Consider the following 20,018-nt stretch of genomic DNA (forward strand, 5'->3'; position numbering starts at 1 on the left):
CGGCGTGTCCGGCGGCGCAGTACCACAATCCAATCACCCACCGCAGATCGACCGATCTGCAGAAGCGTCAGCGAGGCTATGGCTAAGAAAGACGGTGTCATCGAGATCGAGGGCGTGATCTCCGAGGCTCTGCCCAACGCGATGTTCCGCGTTGAGCTCAGCAACGGACACAAGGTCCTTGCAACGATCTCCGGCAAGATGCGGCAGAACTACATCCGCATCATCCCCGAGGACCGTGTGGTCGTGGAGCTCAGCCCCTACGACCTGACCCGCGGCCGTATCGTCTACCGCTACCGCTGATCGGTCGAGAAGTAACGGCCTGCCTCTGCTCGGGGCGGTACGAAGACAGCGAACAGGAAACATCATGAAGGTCAACCCCAGCGTCAAGCCCATCTGCGATCACTGCAAGGTGATCCGCCGTCACGGCCGCGTCATGGTGATCTGCAAGAGCAACCCGCGTCACAAGCAGCGCCAGGGCTGAGCCCTGGCGGGCCGCCGATCTGATCGACGGCCCGCGCTGCGCGGCATCGCTCGTGCACATCTCACAACTGAATACACAACGGCAGGGTCAGAACTCGCGGAAGCGGGGGACACCTCGGGCGGAGGCCCGGGCACCGATCCTGTTCCACACCTCCACAAAACCCAGGAGAACCGCATGGCACGTCTTGCCGGCGTTGACATCCCGCGCGACAAGCGCGTGGTGATCGCCCTTACCTACATCTACGGCGTCGGCCGTACCCGCTCGGTCGAGATCCTCAAGGCTACGGACATCGACGAGAGCATCCGCGTGAAGGACCTCAGCGACGACCAGCTGATCGCCCTCCGCGACCACATCGAAGGCAGCTACAAGGTGGAGGGTGACCTGCGCCGCGAGGTTGCAGCAGACATCCGCCGCAAGGTCGAGATCGGCTCCTACGAGGGCATCCGCCACCGTCGTGGTCTCCCGGTCCGTGGTCAGCGCACCAAGACCAACGCCCGTACCCGCAAGGGCCCGAAGCGCACCGTCGCAGGCAAGAAGAAGGCCCGCTAAGCGCGGCCCCAGGGACTAGGAGAACACTTTCATGGCTGCACCCAAGGCCGCCGCGCGCAAGCCGCGCCGCAAGGAAAAGAAGAACATCGCGCTGGGCCATGCCCACATCAAGTCGACGTTCAACAACACCATCGTTTCGATCACCGACCCGTCCGGCGCTGTCATCAGCTGGGCCTCTTCGGGTGGCGTGGGCTTCAAGGGCTCGCGCAAGTCGACGCCGTACGCCGCAGGGCTTGCTGCCGAGTCTGCTGCGCGTCAGGCGCAGGAGCACGGCGTCAAGAAGGTCGACGTCTTCGTGAAGGGTCCGGGCTCCGGCCGCGAGACCGCGATCCGCTCGCTGCAGGCCGCTGGCCTCGAGGTCGGTTCGATCCAGGACGTCACCCCGCAGGCGCACAACGGCTGCCGCCCGCCGAAGCGCCGCCGCGTCTGACGTGCGTTCGAGCCGCTCGGCCCTTTCGGGGTCCGGGCGGCTCGACGCCCGCCAGCGGGCATCGACTTTAAAACTCAAGACCTCACCCCACCACATGTCATATAGCGGGCATGTGATCGAAAGGAACACAGAGTGCTTATTGCACAGCGTCCCACACTGACCGAGGAAAAGATCGTCGAGAACCGTAGCCGGTTCATCATCGAGCCTCTGGAGCCCGGCTTCGGTTACACGATCGGCAACGCGCTGCGTCGCAGCCTGCTGTCGTCGATCCCCGGTGCTGCTGTCACCAGCGTTCGCATCGACGGCGTGCTGCACGAGTTCAGCACCATCCCCGGCGTGAAGGAGGATGTCACCGAGATCATCCTCAACATCAAGCAGCTCGTCGTCTCGTCAGAGCGCGATGAGCCCATCACCGCGTACCTGCGCAAGACCGGTGCTGGCGAAGTCACCGCCGCTGACATCTCGGCTCCGGCCGGTGTCGAGGTACAGAACCCCGAGCTCGTCATCGCGACGCTGAACGACACCGCGAAGTTCGAGCTCGAGCTCACCATCGAGCGTGGCCGTGGCTACGTCTCGGCGACGCAGAACCGTAACGAGTACGCCGAGGCCGGTCAGATTCCGATCGACTCGATCTACTCGCCGGTCCTCAAGGTCAGCTACCGCGTCGACGCGACCCGTGCCGGGGAGCGCACCGACTTCGACAAGCTCGTCCTCGACGTCGAGACCAAGTCGGCCATCAGCCCCCGCGACGCTGTCGCATCGGCTGCGAAGACGCTCACCGAGCTGTTCGGTCTCGCTCGCGAGCTGAACGTCGAGGCCGAGGGCATCGAGATCGGCCCGGCGCCGGTGGAGGCTGTGAACTCCAGCGAGCTGTCGATGCCGATCGAAGACCTCGACCTGTCGGTCCGCTCGTACAACTGCCTGAAGCGTGAGGGCATCAACACCGTTTCTGAGCTCGTCGCCCTTTCGGAGACGCAGCTCATGAACATCCGCAATTTCGGCCAGAAGTCGGTCGACGAGGTGCGCGACAAGCTCATCTCGCTCGGTCTGTCGCTCAAGGATTCGGTGCCCGGTTTCGACGGCGCCCACTTCTACGGCGGCAGCGAAGACGAGTCCTTCTGATACCCGACCTTTCTGACCAGGAGCTAGACGATTATGCCCAAGCCCACTAAGGGTCCCCGCCTCGGAGGCGGCCCCGCACACGAGCGCCTCATGCTTGCAAACCTTGCAGCGGCGCTCTACACCCACAAGTCGATCAAGACGACCGAGACCAAGGCCAAGCGCCTTCGTCCGCTCGCTGAGCGTCTGATCACCTTCGCCAAGCGTGGCGACCTGCACGCGCGCCGTCGCGTGCTCGCCGTCATCGGTGACAAGAGCGTCGTTCACACGCTCTTCGCCGAGATCGCACCGCTGGTCGCTGACCGTGAGGGTGGCTACACCCGCATCACGAAGGTCGGCAACCGCAAGGGCGACAACGCGCCCATGGCCGTGATCGAGCTCGTTCTCGAGCCCGTCACGCCCAAGAAGAAGGCTGCTCCGAAGGCTGAGAAGGCCGCCAAGGCGGAGAAGCCCGCCGAGGTCGTCGAGGAGGCCCCCGTCGAGGAGGCTCCCGTCGAGGACGCCGCCGACGCCGGTGCCGAGTCGCAGGCCGAGGGTGAAGCAGCCGAGGCTGCCGCCGAGGACGCTGTCGAGAAGAAGTCCGAGTAAGGACCTCGCTCATAGAAGAAGCCCGCCGCCCCTTGTGGGGCGGCGGGCTTCTTCTATGAGGAAGCGAAGGCGCTGTCCGTCAGCGGGCGCGCAGGTCTTTGCGGAGGATCTTCCCTGAACTCGACTTCGGGATCACCTCGATGAACTCCACCTGCCGCACCTTCTCGTGCGGTGCGACGTGCGAGGCGACGTGAGCAATCACGGCGTCGGCATCGAGGTCGGCTCCCGCTCCCGGCTGCCGCACCACGAAGGCCTTCGGCACCTCCTGGCCGTCTTCGTCGAACGCACCGATCACGGCGGCATCCGCGATGGCCGGGTGCTCGAGCAGGACCGCCTCCAGCACGGCAGGGGCGACCTGATACCCCTTGTACTTGATGAGCTCCTTGAGCCGATCGACGATCCGGTAGATCCCGTCATGGGTGACGGTCGCGACGTCGCCGGTGTGCAGCCAGCCGTCGGCATCGAGCATCTCGGCTGTGGCATCCGGGCGGTTGAGGTATCCGACCATCACCTGCGGCCCGCGCACCCACAACTCACCAGGCTCGCTGGCGCCCTCGGTCGGCACGGCGACGTCTTCGCCCGAGTCGGGGTCGACGAGTCGTGCCTCGGTGTTCGGAACGAGCGGCCCGATGCTCGAGCGGTCGATGTCGTTGCGCGTCTCGGAGATCAGGTTCACGGCAGGACTCGTCTCGGTCATGCCGTACCCCTGCGTGACGATGCAGCCGAGCCGGTTCGCGACGGCCGAGGCCAGAGCGCCGTCGAGAGGGGCGGCTCCGGAGAAGATCACCTTCACCGCGGAGAGGTCGTACTGATCGATGATCGGATGCTTCGCGAGTGCGACCGCGATCGGCGGCGCGACGAACACCCAGGTGGTGCGGTGCTCGGCGATGATGCGCAGGAACTCGGGGAGGTCGAACTTCGGCATCGTCACGAGCCCCGCCCGCTGGCGCAGAGCGAAATTGAGAAGCACGGTCATGCCGTAGATGTGGAAGAAGGGCAGCACGGCCAGCACGCGGTCGCTCGCATCGACGCCGAGGACCGGGCGGCACTGCGACACGTTGGCCACGAGGTTCCGATGCGTGAGCATGACCCCCTTCGGGCGTCCGGTGGTTCCCGAGGAGTAGGGCAGGACGGCGAGATGGGTGGCCGGATCGAACGAGACCTCGGGGGCAGGATGCCCCTCGCCGAGGAGTTCCGGAAGCGAGGGGTGTCCTTCCGCGCCGTCGAGCACGATGACGTGGTCGGCGGCGAATCCGAGCTTCTCAGCGGCCGCCTGCGCCCCGGGGAGGAGAGGTGACACGGTGACGAGCCAGGTCGCGCCGGCATCGGTGAGTTGGTTCGCTATCTCGTCTGCGGTGTAGAGGGAGTTGATGGTGGTCGCCGTGGCCCCTGCCCGGAGAATCCCGTGGAACACGGTGGCGAACGCGGGGATGTTCGGGCACAGCACGCCGACCGTCGTTCCGACGCCGACCCCGCGTGCAGCGAGGGCTCCGGCGAACAGATCGATCTGTCCGACCAGCTGTCGGTAGGTCGTGGTCGCCCCGCTCATCCCGTCGACGAGGGCGATCGTGTCGAGCTCGGCTTCGTCGAGTCCTCCGAAGAGGAATTCGTGGATGGAGACCTCGGGGATCTCCACATCGGGATAGGTGCTGCGAACCATGAGATCTCCTTCGATCCGGGGGAGCCGACGGCGTCGTCGAATGCGATCCAGTGTCGCACACTACGGCACTGCGTCCCAGTGTCGAGGTGATGTTCAGACGGCATCTCTGATGCGATAGCGGGTGCTCGGTCGGCCCTTGGTCGAGTAGTCGAGCGCGCGCGTCGCTCGTCCGGACCCGGCGAGGTGCTCGAGGTATCGGCGCGCGCTGACCCGAGAGATGTCGAGATCATCTCCGATCTCGCTCGCCGAGGCGTCGGAGCGGGCGGCGAGTGCCGTGGACACGCGGTCGAGTGTCTCGGGGCTGAGCCCCTTGGGCAGCCCGAGTCGCTGGCGGAACGCGATGATGGCATCCGCTGCCTCGACGCGGCGGACCACGTCGTGGAGCTCGGTGTGATCGCGAAGCAGCAGTGTCGCCCCGATACCGCCGCCGTCGGCATCGCTGCCGGTGCTGCGGGCTACGAGCACATGCGACCCGACGATCACCGGTCGCCCGGCCGACTCGCCTTCGCGGAGCACGGTGGCCAACTCTTCGCCCAGCACCTCCGCGGCGGATTCGCCGTCGAGATCGGCGGCGTCCCTGTCGAGGAAACGTGCGGCGGCATCGTTCACGAGCGTGATCCGCCCGGTGCCGTCGACGGTGATCACCCCTTCGCTGAGACCGTGCAGCGTCGTCTCCTGGTTCTTCACGAGCGCCGCGATCTGATGGGGCTCGAGTCGATAGATCCGGCGGCGGATGATCGAGGTCACCCATGCGGATCCGAACACCCCGAGCACGGCTGCGGCGAGCATCGCCGAGATCAGCCAGACGAGGTTCGCGGAGAACTCCTCGCTGAGCTCCGACTCGAGGATGCCGACGGACGCTGTGCCGATCACATCGCCGTCGTCGTCGCGGATGGGCACCTTGACCCGCCAGGACGTACCGAGCGTGCCGGTCTGGGTGCCGACGTAGATCTCGCCGGAGAGCGGGATCGACGGGTCGGTGGAGACCTTCTCACCGATGCGAGCCGGGTTCGGATGTGAATAGCGGATGCCGTCTTCGTTGGCCACGACGACGTAGGCGAGATCGGAGGCCTCCCGGATGACCTCTGCGATGGGCTGGATCGTGATCGACGGCTCGGCATCATCGAACGCCGAGTGCACGACGGGAAGGGCGGCGATCGATTGGGCCACAGCCTGCATCCGGTCCTTGTAGGCCTCGCGGAGCGCTTGCTCCTGGAATGCTCCGGCGAGGATGCCGGTCGCGAGGGTCACCAGGAACACGATCAGCGCCTGCAGCACGAGCAGCTGCACGCGCAGCGTCATCTTTGAGGCCACCTGCTCATTCTGGCCGCTCCGCTCCGCCGGTGCGAGCGGGGGAGGACACCACTCGCGACCAATAGTTCCGAAACTCCGACCAATGGTTTCCGAAGGTTGAGCGCAGAAGCCGGAGCTTCCACTGTGGATCCACACAGCATCACGAACGCTCAAGGAGGAGCGCACATGAAGAATGCACGCATCGGAACCCTGGTCGCCTTGGCGGCTGCGGCCGCACTCACACTGACATCGTGCGCCGGAGGCAGCGCAGCGACTGACGAAGGCGACGCTCAGGAGGAGACCGCCAAGATCGCCGACGTCTCGATCGTCGTGCCCGCTGATCCCGGTGGGGGCTGGGACCAGACCGGGCGCGCCCTGTCGCAGGTGCTCACGGAGGACGACATCGTGAGCTCCGCCCCGGTGACGAACGTGGGAGGCGCCGGCGGCACCGTCGGTCTCGCACAGCTCGCCAACGAGAAGGACCCGAACACGCTCATGGTGATGGGGCTCGTCATGGTCGGAGCGGTCGAGACGAACGCCTCGGCGGTGCGGATCGAGGACACCACCCCGATCGCGCGGCTCACCGACGAGCCGCTCGTGGTGGTCGTGCCGGCCGACTCGAAGTACGACACCCTCGAAGACCTCGTGGAGGACATCGTCGACAACGGCCAGTCGGTCACGATCACGGGTGGTTCGGCGGGAGGCGCCGACCACATCCTCGCCGGGCTCATGCTCGAAGAGGCGGGTCTGGATGGGGCCGAGATCGCCGAGAAGCTGAACTACACCCCGAACTCCGGCGGCGGCGAGGCCGTGCCGCTGCTCATCGGGGGCAAGGTCGCCGCCGGCATCTCCGGTGTCGGAGAGTTCGCGCAGCACATCGAGAGCGGCGCGCTCAAGGCACTGGCGGTGTCGAGTGAGGAGCCGGTCTCCCAGCTCCCCGACGTGCCGACCATCACCGAGGAGGGTTACGACGTCGTTCTCACCAACTGGCGCGGCGTGATCGCGCCCGGCGACATCTCCGACGGCGAGAAGGACGAACTGGTGCGGGTGATCACCGAGCTGCACGAGTCCGAGGCATGGACCGAACAGCTGGAGACCAAAGGCTGGACCGACGCGTTCCTGGTCGGGGCGGAGTTCGACGAGTTCCTCACCGGCAACATCGAAGAGGTCACGGCGACGCTGAAGAACATCGGTCTGGTGCAGTGACATGACGGTCCCCGCATCATCGGGGACCGAGGAGCAGGGGGTGCGGGTCGACCACGACGGTCGGCCCGCACGCCGCTCTCCCTCCGTCCCCATCGGCGAGCTCGTGTTCGCCGGCATCATGGTCGCGCTCGGCGTCTTCGCCGTCGTCGGCATCTTCCTGATCCATGTCCCCGTCGGCATGAAGGCTGGTCCCACGGTCTTCCCGATCTTCGTCTCGGTCATCCTGCTCGCCTCCGCGGTCGCTGTGCTGATCGGTGTGCTGCGCGGTGAGCGCGGCGGCGCGGAGGAGGCGGAGGACATCGATGAGAGCCTCCCGACCGACTGGGTCACCCTGGCCAAGCTCGCAGGGCTGGTCGTCGCGCACCTGCTCCTGATCGAGCCCCTCGGCTGGGCGCCCGCCGCCGCCCTGCTGTTCGGCGGGGTCGCGTGGTCGCTCGCCGCAAAGCGCTGGTGGATGGCGTTCCTGATCGGCATCGTGGTCGCTCTCGTGATCCAGGTCGTCTTCGGCGGTCTGCTCGGCCTGTCGCTGCCCTGGGGCCCTGCCCTCGGCTGGCTCGGAAGGATGTTCTGATGGACAGTTGGACCCTGTTGATGGAGGGCTTCGCGACGGCGCTGCAGCCGCAGTACTTCGCGTTCGCCTTCCTCGGCGTCTTCGTCGGCACCGCGGTCGGTGTGCTGCCGGGCATCGGGCCCGCCATGACGGTGGCGCTGCTTCTTCCTCTCACCTACACGCTCGACCCTGCAGCCGCGCTCATCACCTTCGCCGGCATCTACTACGGCGGCATGTACGGCGGTTCGACGACGAGCATCTTGCTCAACACTCCGGGAGAGTCGGCCTCGATAGTCACGGCGATCGAGGGGAACAAGATGGCGAAGATCGGGCGCGGTGCTGCCGCGCTCGCCACCGCCGCCATCGGCTCGTTCGTGGCCGGCACGCTGGCGACACTGGGCCTGACGCTGTTGGCTCCGCTGCTCGCGCAGTTCGCGGTCAACCTCGGCCCCGCCGACTACGTGGCCCTCATCGTCATCGCGTTCATCACGGTCGGCGCGCTGATCGGCAGCTCGATCTCGCGAGGGATGCTCTCGCTCGGAGTCGGCCTGTTCCTCGGGCTCGTCGGCACCGACTGGCTGTCGGGGCAGCAGCGCTACACGCTGGGGCTCCCCGCGCTCTCGGATGGCGTGGACATCGTCCTGGTCGCTGTCGGGCTCTTCGCGGTAGGAGAGACCTTCTACATCGCCGCCAGGCTGCGGCACGGTGCCGCGGACGTCATCCCCGTCACCCGTGGATGGCGCTCGTGGATGACGAAGTCGGACTGGCGGAGGTCGTGGAAGCCCTGGCTGCGAGGAACCGCGATCGGCTTCCCGATCGGCACGATCCCCGCCGGCGGCGCTGACGTCGCGACCTTCCTGTCGTATGCGACCGAGCGCAAGCTCTCGAAGCACCGCGGCGAGTTCGGACACGGTGCGATCGAGGGTGTGGCAGGCCCGGAATCGGCGAACAACGCGGCAGCCGCCGGCGTGCTGGTGCCGTTGCTCACGCTCGGGCTGCCGACGACCGCGACCGCGGCGATCATCCTCACGGCGTTCCAGTCGTACGGGATCCAGCCGGGACCGCTGCTGTTCGAGAGCCAGTCGAACCTGGTGTGGGCGCTGATCGCGAGCCTCTACATCGGCAACGTCATCCTGATCGTGCTGAACCTGCCGCTCGTGGGCATGTGGGTGAAGCTGCTGCAGATCCCGCGGCCGTACCTCTACGCCGGCATCCTGCTGTTCGCGGTCTTCGGCGCGTATGCGCTGCACAGTTCGCCGTCTGACATCGTGATCCTGCTGATCGTCGGCATCCTCGGCTACTTCATGCGGAGGTACGGCTATCCGGTGGCGCCGCTCGTGGTCGGGATGATCCTCGGGCCGATGGCGGAGGAGCAGCTGCGCAAGGCGCTGCAGCTGAGTCAGGGAGATCTGAGCACGCTGGTCATGCAGCCCTTCGCAGCGATCGCGTACGGGGTGCTCGCACTCCTGATCGTGGGCGGACTGTGGCTGCGGCGTCGCCAGCGTCGGTACGAGCAGGCATTGACCGAGTCGATCGCGGTGCCGATCAAGGCCGACTCGGAGGTCTGAGTTCGGGAGGGGAGGAGGTCACGAGTAGGCTGATCCGGTGAGTGACGTACAGGCCCCGGCAAGAGGGCCTCGTGCCTACACGGCGTTCATCGGGATCGGCCTTCTCGCCGGCCTCCTCTCCGGCCTCTTCGGCGTCGGCGGCGGCACGGTCATCGTCCCGCTGCTGGTGCTCCTGCTCCACTTCGATCAGCGCCTCGCCGCCGGGACCTCGCTCGCGGCGATCGTGCCCACGGCCAGCGTGGGCGTCATCTCTTACGCCGCGACCGGGTCGGTGGCCTGGATCCCGGCGATCATCCTCGCGGCCGGCGCCGTCGTGGGTGCGCAGATCGGCACACGCCTGCTGCCTCGCATCTCGCAGACGGCCCTGCGCTGGGGCTTCGTCGGCTTCCTGGTGGTCGTGATCATCAGCCTCTTCCTGGTGATCCCCTCGCGCGACGCCGCGTTCGAACTCTCCTGGCTCACCGGCATCGCGCTCGTGGGGGTCGGCGTCGGCACCGGAATCCTCGCCGGTCTCATCGGCGTCGGCGGCGGAGTCATCGTCGTCCCCGTGCTGATGCTGGCCTTCGGCACGAGCGATCTGGTCGCCAAGGGCACGTCGCTCCTCATGATGATCCCGACGGCGATCTCCGGCACGGTGGGCAACCTCCGCAACCGCAACGTCGATCTTCTCGCTGCCGCGCTGATCGGAGTCTCCGCCTGCACGACGACAGCTCTCGGGGCGTGGCTGGCGACGATCGTCGATCCGACGCTGGGCAACATGCTGTTCGCGGCATACCTCGTCGTGATCGCCGTGCAGATGGCGATCAAGGCGGTCAGAGGACGCAAGCGCAGCTGAGCTGGATCGTGGATGAAGAGATCTTCATCCACGACTCATCTGCACATCATGATCGCCGGGCATCATGGGGACATGACCACCCCACGACGCCTCCTCATCACCGGCGCGCTGATCGCGATCCCCGTCGCCTTCGCGATCGGGAGCGTCGTGCTGGCGCAGATGCCTCCCTCACCACAGATCCCCACCGAACCCGTATCGGTGCAACTCGCCCCGCCGGCGCCGACCGAGGAACCCGCCCCCGCACCGGCTCCCGTGGTTCCGGTTCCCGCTCCAGCGCCCGCACCGCCCCCTGCCCCGGCGCCCGCGCCTGCACCACCTGCCGGTGACGACGACGATGACGGCGGCGACGATGACTGACGCACCCACCCTGCCCCTCGACCTCGGCGAGGCCGCTCCGGCACGCCCCGAGACGCGCGCGGTGCCGCAGGGTTCCGCCCCCGCCGGTGCTCCGCTTCGCACGCTGCGTCGCCGCACGTTGCCCGCCCGCTGGCGCATCACACTGTGGATCATCCTGAGCACGGCGATCACGCTTCTCGCCGTCGGGATGATCGGCCGCAGCATCTTCCTCGCCGGCGTCGAGCAGTCGGCCAACGCCGAGATCGAGCAGGAGGCCGCAGAGTTCTCCCGGTTCGCGGAGGATGCAGCCGCCAGTGGTCACACCACGGCCGAGGAGCTGGTCGCCGAGTATGTCGCCCGGCAGTCCGTGCATGAGAACGAGGTCGTCGTGGCTGCGGTCGAGGGCATGGTCATCGCGGTCGCGAACGGCCGCGTGGAGGCGACCGATGCGTCCACACTGTCGGCTGTTCCGGGAGGCGAGTCGCTCGTGACCCGACTGCTCGGCGAATCCGTGGCATCCGGTGCGATGGACTCGCCCGAAGCCGGACCCCTGCGCTGGGGGCGGCTGGACTTCACCACGGGCGACCGCGACGGTGCCGTCCTCATCGTGCAGTACACGCAGGAGGCCAGAGCGCAGGTCGACGCAGGTTTCGCCACCATCGCGTGGGTCGCCCTGATCGGGATCGTGCTCAGCTCCGGCGTCGCGTGGCTGGTGGCCGGACAGATCCTCGCACCGGTGCGAGAGGTCTACCGCGTGGCCCGCGACATCGGCGAGCATGACCTCTCCGCCAGGGTCCCGGTCGAGGGGACAGACGACATCGCCGCCGTGGCGACGACCTTCAACCAGATGCTCGACCGCCTCGAGGCCGTGCACGCCACGCAGCAACGGTTCGTCGACGACGCGGGGCATGAACTGCGTACCCCGATCACGATCGTTCGCGGGCAACTGGAACTGCTCAGCGAAGACCCCGAGGAGCGCGCGGCGACCCTGCGGCTGGTGAGCGACGAGCTCGACCGGATGAGCCGCATCGTCACCGACCTGCTCGTGCTGGCGCGGGCCGAGCAGCCCGACTTCGTGCGGGTCGCGAACTGCGACATCGCCGCCCTCACCCTCGACATCGAAGCCAAGGCCCAGAACCTCGGCGATCGTCGCTGGCAGCTCATGGAGGTGGCGGAAGGGACCGCGGCGCTGGACCCTCAGCGGGTCACCCAAGCCGTGCTCCAGCTCGCAGCCAACGCGGTACAGGTCACCGAGACGGGCGACCGCATCCTCATCGGGTCGCGCTTCGACGGCGACGGCGAGGAGCGGCGACTGCGGCTGTGGGTGCGCGACTCCGGCCCAGGCGTCGCGGCTGCCGATGCCGAGCGCATCTTCGAGCGCTTCGCCCGTGGCGACAGCTCCGGCGTGCGCCGCGGGTCGGGGCTCGGGCTCGCGATCGTGCGGGCGATCACCGACGGGCACGGCGGTTCGGCCTGGGTCGACAGCGTGCTCGGTGACGGCGCCACGTTCGGCATCGACCTCCCGGCACCCACGACCACGCGGTTCGACACCGCGGCAGAGAGGAGCGAGTGAGATGCGCAGCATCCTGATCGCCGAAGACGACCCGCACATCACCTCGTTCGTCCGCCGCGGCCTGCGGGCGGCCGGCTACGAGACGGCCGAGGCAGCCGACGGACACACCGCCCTGCTGATGGCTCGCAGCGGCACGTTCGATCTGGTCCTGCTCGACATCGGGCTCGGCGGCATGGACGGCTTCGACGTGTTGGCGAACCTCCGCGGCGAGGGCGTCACGACTCCCGTGATCATCCTCACCGCGCGCGACTCGGTCATCGACACCGTGCGGGGTCTGGAGAGCGGGGCCAACGACTACGTCACCAAGCCGTTCCAGTTCGCCGAGCTCATCGCCCGTGTGCGGCTGCGGATCGGCGACGGGGAGGGGCGTGCGGCCGGCCCCGTCCTCACCCATGACGACGTGCGGGTCGATGTGCGGGCCCGCACGGTCACGGTCGACGGCGACATGCGCGAACTCACCTCGCGGGAGTTCGCACTGCTCGAGGTGTTCCTGCAGAACGCAGGTCACGTGCTGTCCCGGGACCAGCTGATCGGGCACGTCTGGGGGATGGATTTCGACCCGGCCTCCAACGTGGTCGACGTGTACGTGCGAGCGCTGCGCGGCAAGATCGGGGTCGACCGCATCGAGACGGTGCGCGGGGCGGGATACCGATTCCGATGAGCGATCGCACCCATACCGAGACCGAGACCGAGAGCGAGCCGTCGGCGATCGAGCGCACGCGATTCTCGACGATGCCGCCGCAGCGTCCGGCTCCGTTCGCCGGTCGCAGCTCGGCCGGATCGGGCTTCGCGGTGCGCCGGCTCGGACGCGGGCGCATCCTCAGCCTCATCGCCCTCGGACTCGTGCTGGTCGCGGGGCTCGCCATGGCGCTGTCGTCGCTGTCTCAGGGCGCCGGCCCCGGCCAGGTGACCATGCCGATCGCCGTGACGCTCACCGTCTTCCTGCTCGCGGTGTGGGCCTGGACTTCGACGCGGCTCGACGACACTCTCGTCGCCTTCCTCGCCGCGATCGCTCTGATCGTCACCGGCGTGCTGCCGGCGAGCGACTTCTTCGCCTCGCTCGGCGACGAGACCATCTGGCTGCTCATCGGAGCGTTCGTGATCGCCTCCGCAGTGTCGTCGTCGGGCCTCGCCCTGCGTGGCGCCTCGCATCTGCTGCGGTTCGCACGGGGACCGCGGAGCCTCTTCCATCTGACGACCGTCGCCCTCACGCTCACCGCGTTCGCTGTGCCTGCGACATCCGGGCGCGCGGCACTCGCCGTTCCGGTGTACACCGCTGTCGCTGCGAATCTTCCCGGACGTGAGCGGGTGATCCGCGCCCTCGCCTTGCTGATGCCGACCGTGGTGCTGCTCTCGGCCGTCGGCTCCCTGCTCGGCGCGGGAGCGCACATCGTCACCGACCAGCTCCTGCGGGCCGCGGGCGAAGAGGGCTTCACGTTCCTGAGCTGGCTCTGGCTCGGGCTGCCGCTGGCGGTGGTCTCCTCGCATCTGGCCTGCGAGATCATCCTCTGGCGCTTCACCCGCCGAGCCGACCGCGCGACGCCCCTGAGGATGGATGCTGCGGAGATCGGCCGTTCCGCGTCGACCGCCGTGACCGGGCCGCTCAGCACCATGGAGCGGCGGGCTGCCGTGCTGCTGGGCGGTGTGATCCTCCTCTGGGCCACCGAACCGCTGCACCACCTGTCGCCGGCCCTGGTCGCCCTCATCGGAGCCGTCGCCGCCGTGACGCCGGGCATCGGCTGCCTGACCTTCCCCGCAGCGATCAAGCGTGTGCCGTGGTCGCTGCTGCTGTTCCTCGCCGCGACTCTCGCGCTGGCATCCGCGCTCACCACCACCGGGGCCGCGGTCTGGCTGAGCTCGTCGGCGCTCGCTCCGCTGCGTGGACTCGGCGCTGCAGGAGCCGTCGCGTTCGTGCTCGTGGTCATCGCGATCTCGACCGCTGCACACCTGCTGATCCCGTCGCGGTCGGCGCGCTCCGCCGCGATCATCCCGGTCGTGATCGCTCTCGCGCCTGCGCTCGGCGTCTCCCCGATGGCCGCGGCGTTCGCCTCGACCGCCGCGGCGGGCTTCTGCCACACGCTGCCCAGCTCCGCGAAGCCGGTCGCGATGTTCGCCGACCCCGACATCGTCAGCGGAGGATTCACCCCGCACGATCTGCGTCGGCTCTCGGCGCTGCTCGCTCCCGCGATGTTCGTGCTGGTCGCGGTCTTCGCTCTGTGGGTCTGGCCGCTGATGGGGCTGCCGCTGCTGCTCTGATCCGCAGCGCTCCCGCCCCTCACATCCGCTTCACTCCGCGTGCGCCGCCGGTGCACCGGTGCTCGTCGTGCCCGCACACCGGGCATTCGTCGCCCGTTCGGGCGCAGAAGGAGGAACCATGTCGATCCACACCCCGCAGCGCATCCTGGTCGCACCGAGCGGATTCAAGGAGAGTCTGAGTGCCGAGGCCGTGGCGCAGGCGATCGCCGCCGGCGTGCGTCGGGTCATCCCCGGCGTGCAGGTCGATGAGTACCCGGTACCGGATGGCGGAGAGGGCACCGCCGCCGCGCTCGCCGCGGCCACCGGCGGCGAACTCGTTCCCGTGCGGGTCACCGGTCCCGTCGGCGAGCCGGTCGATGCGCACTTGGCGAGGCTCGGTCGGCATGCCACAGGGACCGCTGTGGTCGAGATGGCATCCGCCGCAGGCCTCAGGCTCGTGCCCCGCGACCGCCGCGACCCGGGCGAGACCACCACTCGCGGCGTGGGCGAGTTGATCGCCGCGGCACTGGATGCCGGCGTCGATCGGATCGTGGTCGGCTGCGGAGACTCCGGCACGAGTGACGGCGGTGCCGGGGCTCTCGAAGCGCTCGGCGCGCGCATCCTCGATCGCGACGGCGTCCCCCTCGTCGCGGGCGGACGGCACCTGCGGGAAGCGGCGAGCCTCGATCTCGCGGGTCTTCATCCCCGTATCGGAGAGGTCGAGATCGTCCTCGCCTGCAACATCCACAACGTGCTGTGCGGCCCGCGCGGCGTGGCCAGGGTGTTCGGCCCGCAGAAGGGCGCGACGGCGGAGCAGGTCGAGCAGCTCGCAGAGGCCCTCGACGTCTGGGCGGGTCTCCTCGAGGAGCAGGGTCCGTTCGGAGCGTCGATGGATGTGCGCACCGGCGGCGGCACCGGGGCATCGGGCGGACTCGGGGCCGGGTTGGCCGCGGTGCTCGGTGCGCGGCTCGCCCCGCGTTTCGAGGTGCTGCTCGACAGCGGGCTGCTGCCCGAACCCATCGACGAGCTGATGGCGGTGGCCGACCTCGTCATCACCGCCGAAGGCGCCATCGACTTCCAGACTCCCCGAGGCAAGGTGCCGGCCGAGATCGCGATGCGTGCCCGCGTCGCCGGTGTCCCGGTGCTCGGCATCGCCGGGTCTCTCGGAGTGGGCGCCCCGACCGTGCACGACATCGGCATCGATGCGATCGCCTCGATCATCACCGTGCCGATGCCTCTAGAGGAGGCGGTGGAGCATGGCGAGGCGCTGCTGCGCGATGCCGCGGAGCGCAGCATGCGGATGGTTCTTCTCGGATCGGCCATGTCGGCACGGGCGGCCTGAGCCTGCCGGGGCCTGGCATCGGGCCGGGCCTCGGTAGGATCGAGGGGTGGCAGTGAACCAAGAATTGGTCGGCCGGGAGTTCCCGCCGACGGCCCCGTACCTCGTCGGCCGCGAGAAGGTGCGCGAGTTCGCTCGTGCCGTCTTCGCCGACGCCCCGCAGCACACCGACGTCAAGGCGGCCCGCGCGGCCGGCTTCTCCGACGTCGTCGCGCCGCCGACCTTCGCGATGGTGATCCAGGACCTCACGCTCCAGCAGCTGCTGGGGCAGGAAGACTCCGGCATCGTGCTCGCGCGCACCATCCACGCCGAGCAGCGCTTCACCTACACGCGCCCCATCATCGCGGGCGACGAGCTCACCGCGCAGTTGCGCGTCACCGGCATCCGGATGATGGGCGGCAACGCGATGATCACCAGCGAGGCCGAGATCACCGACCCGGCGGGAGCCCATGTCGTGACGGCGACCAGCGTGCTGCTGGTCGGTGCTGAGCCGACTGCGGATGAAGGAGAGGCCGCCTGATGGGCTACACCGTTGGAGACGTGCTCGCCGAGCGCACCGTGCACCTCACCCGCGAATCGCTCGTGCGCTACGCCGGCGCATCCGGAGACTTCAACCCCATCCATTACCGCGATGACATCGCGGCATCCGTCGGTCTTCCCGGTGTGCTCGCGCACGGGATGCTCACGATGGGTATCGCCTCGTCGGTGGTCGTCGCGGCGCTCGACCCGGCCACGCGCATCCTCGACTACGGCGTTCGTTTCACGAAGCCGGTCGTGGTCGACCCGGTCGACGGCGCTGACATCACCGTCGTCGCCACGGTCGGCGCAGTCGACGAGGAGGCCGCTCGCATCGACCTCAAGGTCACGTTCGGCGAGACCACCGTCCTCGTCAAGGCGCAGCTGCGCATCGCCGTCTGATGCGGACGCTCTGATGCGCGAGATCGAGCCGGTCCGTCTCGCTGAGCTGACCACGCTCCGCACGGGTGCGGCACCGGAGCGGATGTTCGAGGCCACCACCACCGCGGGCCTCGTCGAAGCCCTGCGTGAGACGTGGGAGCGCGGCGACGAGTGGTTCGTCCTCGGCGGCGGTTCCAACCTCTTCGTGGGCGACGAGACCTTCGAGGGCACGGTCATCCGCGTCCGCACCGAAGGCATCGAAGAGCTGCCGTCCCCCCACGCCGGCCGCATCCGTCTGCGCGCGCAGGCCGGGCACGGCTGGGATGACCTGGTCGCCTACGCCGTCGGCCACGGGTACGCGGGCCTCGAGGCCATGAGCGGAATCCCCGGCACCGTCGGCGCCGCCCCCGTGCAGAACATCGGTGCGTACGGGCAGGAGATCCAGGAGACGCTGGTCGAGGTCGAGCTGATCGACGAGTCGACCGGCGAGATCTCGACGGTTCCCGCAGCCGAGCTCGGACTCGGCTTCCGCACCTCGGTGCTCAAGCACCACCACGGCAGCGTGCCGCTGCGCCGCGCCGTTATCCTCTCCGTGACCGTCGACCTGTTGATCGCGGGCGAGCGCGTGGTGCGCGGCGAGCAGTTGCGTCGGGCGCTGGGCCTGACCGATGAGACTCCGGTTCCACTGGGCTGGGTGCGCGAGCGCATCCTCACGACTCGCGCGTCGAAGGGCATGCTGCTCGATGCGGATGACCCCGACACCCACGGCGTCGGCTCCTTCTTCCAGAACGCGATCGTGACGGCGGCGGTGGCCAGGGCGCTGCCCCCGGAGTGCCCGCGCTGGCCGGTCGCCCCCGACCTCGATGCGGTGACCGTGATCCCGCTCGCCTCCTACGCCGGACAGGTGCCCGCGTCGAAGCCCGCGGCCGTCTCCGACGTCAAGGTGAGCGCGGCGTGGCTCATCGAGCAGGCCGGCATCCGCAAGGGATTCAAGCTCCCGCGCTCTCGTGCCTCGGTGTCCACGAAGCACGCGCTCGCGTTGACCAACCGTGGTGGGGCGACCGCCGGCGAGGTCTCCGAGCTCGCGCGGTTCATCCAGAGCAGGGTGCATGCCGAGTTCGGTCTCGTGCTGCAGCCGGAGCCGGTGCTCGTCGGCGTCGAGCTGTAGGCGGTCGAACCTTAGGACGCGTCGGCGGTCGCGGCTACACTCGCGGCATGAGCGGACTGATCCCGTACCTGCTGTTCCCCGGCAACGCCGCAGAGGCGCTGTGTCACTACCGGTCGGTGTTCGGCGGTGACCTGCAGCTTCTCGACTACGCCACCGCTGGCCGACACGACGGACCGGGCGATGCGATCGCACACGGGCAGCTGAGCGGGTTGGTCGAGATCGCGGGAGCGGATGCCGGGGCCGACGACGACGCCGTGCAGATGGGCGGCATGTTCCTGTCGCTCCTCGGCACGGCTGACGCGCTCACCCTCACCGCTTGGTACGACAAACTCGCCGCCGACGGCCGGGTCATCGACGCACTGCAGAAGCGACCCTGGGGAGACTTCGACGGCACACTCGTCGACCGCTACGGCATCCGCTGGCTGATCGGCTTCCACCCCGAGGACTGAGGTGTCCCGATGCCGAAGTAGGGACGAGACGACGGCAGGAAGATCAACACGACCGCCGTGGTGGTGAGGGCGAGGGCCGCGAGGCCGACCCAGAACTCCCAGATCGGGGCCGCTGCCGCCGGAACGTAGAGCGCGAGCGGGAGGGGGAACAGCAGGGTCGCGTATCGGGCCCACGACTGTCGTCTTGCGACAAGCACGGTGATGGTCGCATAGACGACCACCGGGACGAAGGGGAGCACACTGAGCCACTGTCGCGACTCTCCTCCCCAGTACCAGAGGAAGGGAGCGACCACGAGGGAGAGGAAGAAGACCAGCACGGTCACCGTGATCAGGATGGCGAAAGCCACCCGCAGAGTCACCGGCATCCGACCATCACGCTGCTCGTGGTTCGTCATACCTCCAGTATCGCTGGCGCTCGCCTCAGGGCAGCGACAGCCTATCGGCGTGGGCCTGAGCTCCTTCGTCGGTTCAGCGGGTCAGGCGAACAGTCGCTGCAGGCGCTGGACGCCCTCGAGCAGCTGGTCGTCGCCGAGCGCGTACGACATGCGGATGTAGCCGGACGGGCCGAAGGCCTCACCGGGGACGACCGCCACCTCGGCCTGGTCGAGGATGAGGTCGGCGAGCTCGAGCGAGGTGGTCGGCGTCACGCCGCCCCAGGTGCGGCCGAGGAGGCCCTGCACGTCGGGGTACACGTAGAACGCGCCGAGCGGGTTCGGAACCACGAGGCCGTCGATCTTCGACAGCTCCGACACGATGAGCTGGCGACGGCGGTCGAATGCCTGACGGAACTGTTCGGCCTCGTCCTGCGGCCCGGTGAGGGCAGCGATCGCGGCCTTCTGAGCGACGTTGTTCACGTTGCTGGTGAGGTGCGACTGCAGGTTGCCGGCGACCTTGATGGCGTCGGCCGGGCCGACCATCCAGCCCACGCGCCAGCCGGTCATGGCGTAGGTCTTCGCGACGCCGTTGACCAGGATCGTCTGACCCGCGACCTCGGGGACGGCCTCGACGATCGAGGTGGCCTTGACACCCTCGTAGGTGAGGTTCTGGTAGATCTCGTCGCTGATGATCCAGATGCCGTGCTCGAGCGCCCACTCGCCGATGGCCTTGGTCTCCTCGGCGGTGTAGACGGAGCCTGTGGGGTTCGACGGCGAGACGAACACGAGCGCGGTGGTGCGGGCGGTGCGAGCCGCTTCGAGCTGCGCGACCGTGACCTTGTACTCCTGGTCGGCGCCGGCGAAGACCTCGACCGGGGTGCCGTCGGCGAGGCGGATGGCCTCGGGGTACGTGGTCCAATACGGCGCGGGCAGCAGCACCTCATCACCGGGGTTCACCACTGCCTGGAACGCCTGGTAGACCGACTGCTTGCCGCCGTTGGTGACGATCACCTGGCTGGGGGAGACCTCGAGGCCGGAGTCGCGCAGGGTCTTCGCGGCGATCGCCTCGCGCAGCGCCGGGAGGCCGGGGGCCGGCGTGTACCGGTAGCTCGCGGGGTCGGCCAGAGCCTCGGCCGCGGCATCCACGATGAACTGCGGTGTCGCGAAGTCGGGCTCGCCGGCGGCGTAGGAGATGACGTCCTTGCCTTCGGCCTTGAGGGCCTTGGCCTTGGCGTCGACCTTGAGGGTCGCGGACTCGGCGATGGCGGACAGCTTGCGGGAGAGAGGAGCGCGTTCGGTCACGATTACGAGCGTACTCGGGTCGATGCAGCAGGAGAGGTGTGGGATGCCGCCAAGATCCGGAGTTCT

Annotated in this window: 23 protein-coding genes; 19 read left to right on the forward strand and 4 right to left on the reverse strand. The window is 68.4% G+C overall.

The features are described 5' to 3' along the window. Window positions 1–78: 78 nt before the first annotated feature. The 6 genes from infA to rplQ all read left to right on the forward strand — a co-directional run bounded on the left by infA (window position 79) and on the right by rplQ (window position 3,167). Window positions 79–300, forward strand: coding sequence for a translation initiation factor IF-1 (gene infA / locus ACIQTX_RS06400; protein WP_017201569.1), 222 nt, complete (start codon window positions 79–81; stop codon window positions 298–300). 64 nt (window positions 301–364) lie between these two features. Further along, window positions 365–481: a 50S ribosomal protein L36 gene (rpmJ, locus tag ACIQTX_RS06405; RefSeq protein ID WP_005050492.1), complete on the forward strand. Its 117-nt coding sequence runs from the start codon at window positions 365–367 to the stop codon at window positions 479–481. 174 nt (window positions 482–655) lie between these two features. Then, window positions 656–1,030 carry a 30S ribosomal protein S13 gene (gene rpsM, locus ACIQTX_RS06410; RefSeq protein ID WP_028502447.1) on the forward strand — a complete coding sequence of 125 codons (375 nt, stop codon included), beginning with the start codon at window positions 656–658 and terminating at the stop codon, window positions 1,028–1,030. A gap of 31 nt (window positions 1,031–1,061) precedes the next feature. After that, window positions 1,062–1,460: a 30S ribosomal protein S11 gene (gene rpsK / locus ACIQTX_RS06415; RefSeq protein ID WP_028502446.1), complete on the forward strand. Its 399-nt coding sequence runs from the start codon at window positions 1,062–1,064 to the stop codon at window positions 1,458–1,460. Window positions 1,461–1,592: 132 nt separating this feature from the next. Next, the gene (locus ACIQTX_RS06420; protein WP_021201111.1) at window positions 1,593–2,582 is read left to right on the forward strand and encodes a DNA-directed RNA polymerase subunit alpha; all 990 of its coding nucleotides are present in this window, start codon (window positions 1,593–1,595) and stop codon (window positions 2,580–2,582) included. 33 nt (window positions 2,583–2,615) lie between these two features. Beyond that, complete coding sequence (gene rplQ / locus ACIQTX_RS06425) at window positions 2,616–3,167, forward strand: 50S ribosomal protein L17 (protein ID WP_402970318.1); 552 nt, start codon at window positions 2,616–2,618, stop codon at window positions 3,165–3,167. 79 nt (window positions 3,168–3,246) lie between these two features. Here the strand turns inward: rplQ and ACIQTX_RS06430 are convergent, their stop codons facing one another. Beyond that, a complete protein-coding gene (locus ACIQTX_RS06430; RefSeq protein ID WP_402970321.1) occupies window positions 3,247–4,827 on the reverse strand; it encodes an AMP-binding protein in 1,581 nt (526 codons plus the stop codon). Window positions 4,828–4,920: 93 nt separating this feature from the next. Then, window positions 4,921–6,141 (reverse strand): PAS domain-containing protein, encoded by a 1,221-nt coding sequence (locus tag ACIQTX_RS06435; RefSeq protein WP_402970324.1) that lies wholly within the window; start codon window positions 6,139–6,141, stop codon window positions 4,921–4,923. A gap of 165 nt (window positions 6,142–6,306) precedes the next feature. Here ACIQTX_RS06435 and ACIQTX_RS06440 point away from each other — a divergent pair, with 165 nt between their 5' ends. From ACIQTX_RS06440 to ACIQTX_RS06500, 13 genes are all read left to right on the forward strand, one after another. Further along, window positions 6,307–7,326, forward strand: coding sequence for a Bug family tripartite tricarboxylate transporter substrate binding protein (locus ACIQTX_RS06440; RefSeq protein ID WP_402970327.1), 1,020 nt, complete (start codon window positions 6,307–6,309; stop codon window positions 7,324–7,326). Window position 7,327: 1 nt separating this feature from the next. Then, window positions 7,328–7,897: a tripartite tricarboxylate transporter TctB family protein gene (locus tag ACIQTX_RS06445; RefSeq protein ID WP_402970330.1), complete on the forward strand. Its 570-nt coding sequence runs from the start codon at window positions 7,328–7,330 to the stop codon at window positions 7,895–7,897. Next, the gene (locus ACIQTX_RS06450; protein WP_402970333.1) at window positions 7,897–9,444 is read left to right on the forward strand and encodes a tripartite tricarboxylate transporter permease; all 1,548 of its coding nucleotides are present in this window, start codon (window positions 7,897–7,899) and stop codon (window positions 9,442–9,444) included. The genes ACIQTX_RS06445 and ACIQTX_RS06450 overlap by 1 nt, the downstream gene beginning before the upstream one ends. Window positions 9,445–9,481: 37 nt before the next feature. Continuing rightward, on the forward strand, window positions 9,482–10,279 hold the full coding sequence (locus ACIQTX_RS06455; RefSeq protein WP_402970336.1) for a sulfite exporter TauE/SafE family protein: 798 nt from the start codon (window positions 9,482–9,484) through the stop codon (window positions 10,277–10,279). 72 nt (window positions 10,280–10,351) lie between these two features. Next, window positions 10,352–10,636 (forward strand): hypothetical protein, encoded by a 285-nt coding sequence (locus ACIQTX_RS06460; protein WP_146113861.1) that lies wholly within the window; start codon window positions 10,352–10,354, stop codon window positions 10,634–10,636. After that, window positions 10,629–12,188, forward strand: coding sequence for a sensor histidine kinase (locus ACIQTX_RS06465; protein ID WP_402970339.1), 1,560 nt, complete (start codon window positions 10,629–10,631; stop codon window positions 12,186–12,188). Before ACIQTX_RS06460 ends, ACIQTX_RS06465 begins: the two co-directional genes overlap by 8 nt. 1 nt (window position 12,189) lies before the next feature. After that, window positions 12,190–12,849 (forward strand): response regulator transcription factor, encoded by a 660-nt coding sequence (locus tag ACIQTX_RS06470; RefSeq protein WP_402970342.1) that lies wholly within the window; start codon window positions 12,190–12,192, stop codon window positions 12,847–12,849. Continuing rightward, the gene (locus tag ACIQTX_RS06475) at window positions 12,846–14,444 is read left to right on the forward strand and encodes an SLC13 family permease (RefSeq protein ID WP_402970345.1); all 1,599 of its coding nucleotides are present in this window, start codon (window positions 12,846–12,848) and stop codon (window positions 14,442–14,444) included. The genes ACIQTX_RS06470 and ACIQTX_RS06475 overlap by 4 nt, the downstream gene beginning before the upstream one ends. A gap of 118 nt (window positions 14,445–14,562) precedes the next feature. Then, on the forward strand, window positions 14,563–15,765 hold the full coding sequence (locus tag ACIQTX_RS06480; protein WP_402970348.1) for a glycerate kinase: 1,203 nt from the start codon (window positions 14,563–14,565) through the stop codon (window positions 15,763–15,765). A gap of 46 nt (window positions 15,766–15,811) precedes the next feature. After that, on the forward strand, window positions 15,812–16,282 hold the full coding sequence (locus ACIQTX_RS06485) for a MaoC family dehydratase N-terminal domain-containing protein (RefSeq protein ID WP_402970351.1): 471 nt from the start codon (window positions 15,812–15,814) through the stop codon (window positions 16,280–16,282). After that, window positions 16,282–16,680 carry a MaoC/PaaZ C-terminal domain-containing protein gene (locus tag ACIQTX_RS06490; RefSeq protein ID WP_105526190.1) on the forward strand — a complete coding sequence of 133 codons (399 nt, stop codon included), beginning with the start codon at window positions 16,282–16,284 and terminating at the stop codon, window positions 16,678–16,680. The genes ACIQTX_RS06485 and ACIQTX_RS06490 overlap by 1 nt, the downstream gene beginning before the upstream one ends. A 13-nt stretch (window positions 16,681–16,693) precedes the next feature. After that, on the forward strand, window positions 16,694–17,827 hold the full coding sequence (locus ACIQTX_RS06495) for a UDP-N-acetylmuramate dehydrogenase (RefSeq protein ID WP_402970354.1): 1,134 nt from the start codon (window positions 16,694–16,696) through the stop codon (window positions 17,825–17,827). 47 nt (window positions 17,828–17,874) lie between these two features. Continuing rightward, window positions 17,875–18,276 carry a VOC family protein gene (locus ACIQTX_RS06500; RefSeq protein WP_402970357.1) on the forward strand — a complete coding sequence of 134 codons (402 nt, stop codon included), beginning with the start codon at window positions 17,875–17,877 and terminating at the stop codon, window positions 18,274–18,276. Here the strand turns inward: ACIQTX_RS06500 and ACIQTX_RS06505 are convergent. Together ACIQTX_RS06505 and ACIQTX_RS06510 are read right to left on the reverse strand one after the other, a co-directional pair. Next, window positions 18,234–18,671, reverse strand: coding sequence for a hypothetical protein (locus ACIQTX_RS06505; protein ID WP_402970360.1), 438 nt, complete (start codon window positions 18,669–18,671; stop codon window positions 18,234–18,236). The two genes, ACIQTX_RS06500 and ACIQTX_RS06505, sit on opposite strands and share 43 nt — an antisense overlap. Before the next feature lie 81 nt (window positions 18,672–18,752). Then, the gene (locus tag ACIQTX_RS06510; protein WP_402970363.1) at window positions 18,753–19,952 is read right to left on the reverse strand and encodes a pyridoxal phosphate-dependent aminotransferase; all 1,200 of its coding nucleotides are present in this window, start codon (window positions 19,950–19,952) and stop codon (window positions 18,753–18,755) included. Window positions 19,953–20,018 lie beyond the last annotated feature (66 nt).

The sequence above is a fragment of the Microbacterium sp. NPDC090281 genome (assembly GCF_044769635.1).
Lineage (GTDB): Bacteria > Actinomycetota > Actinomycetes > Actinomycetales > Microbacteriaceae > Microbacterium.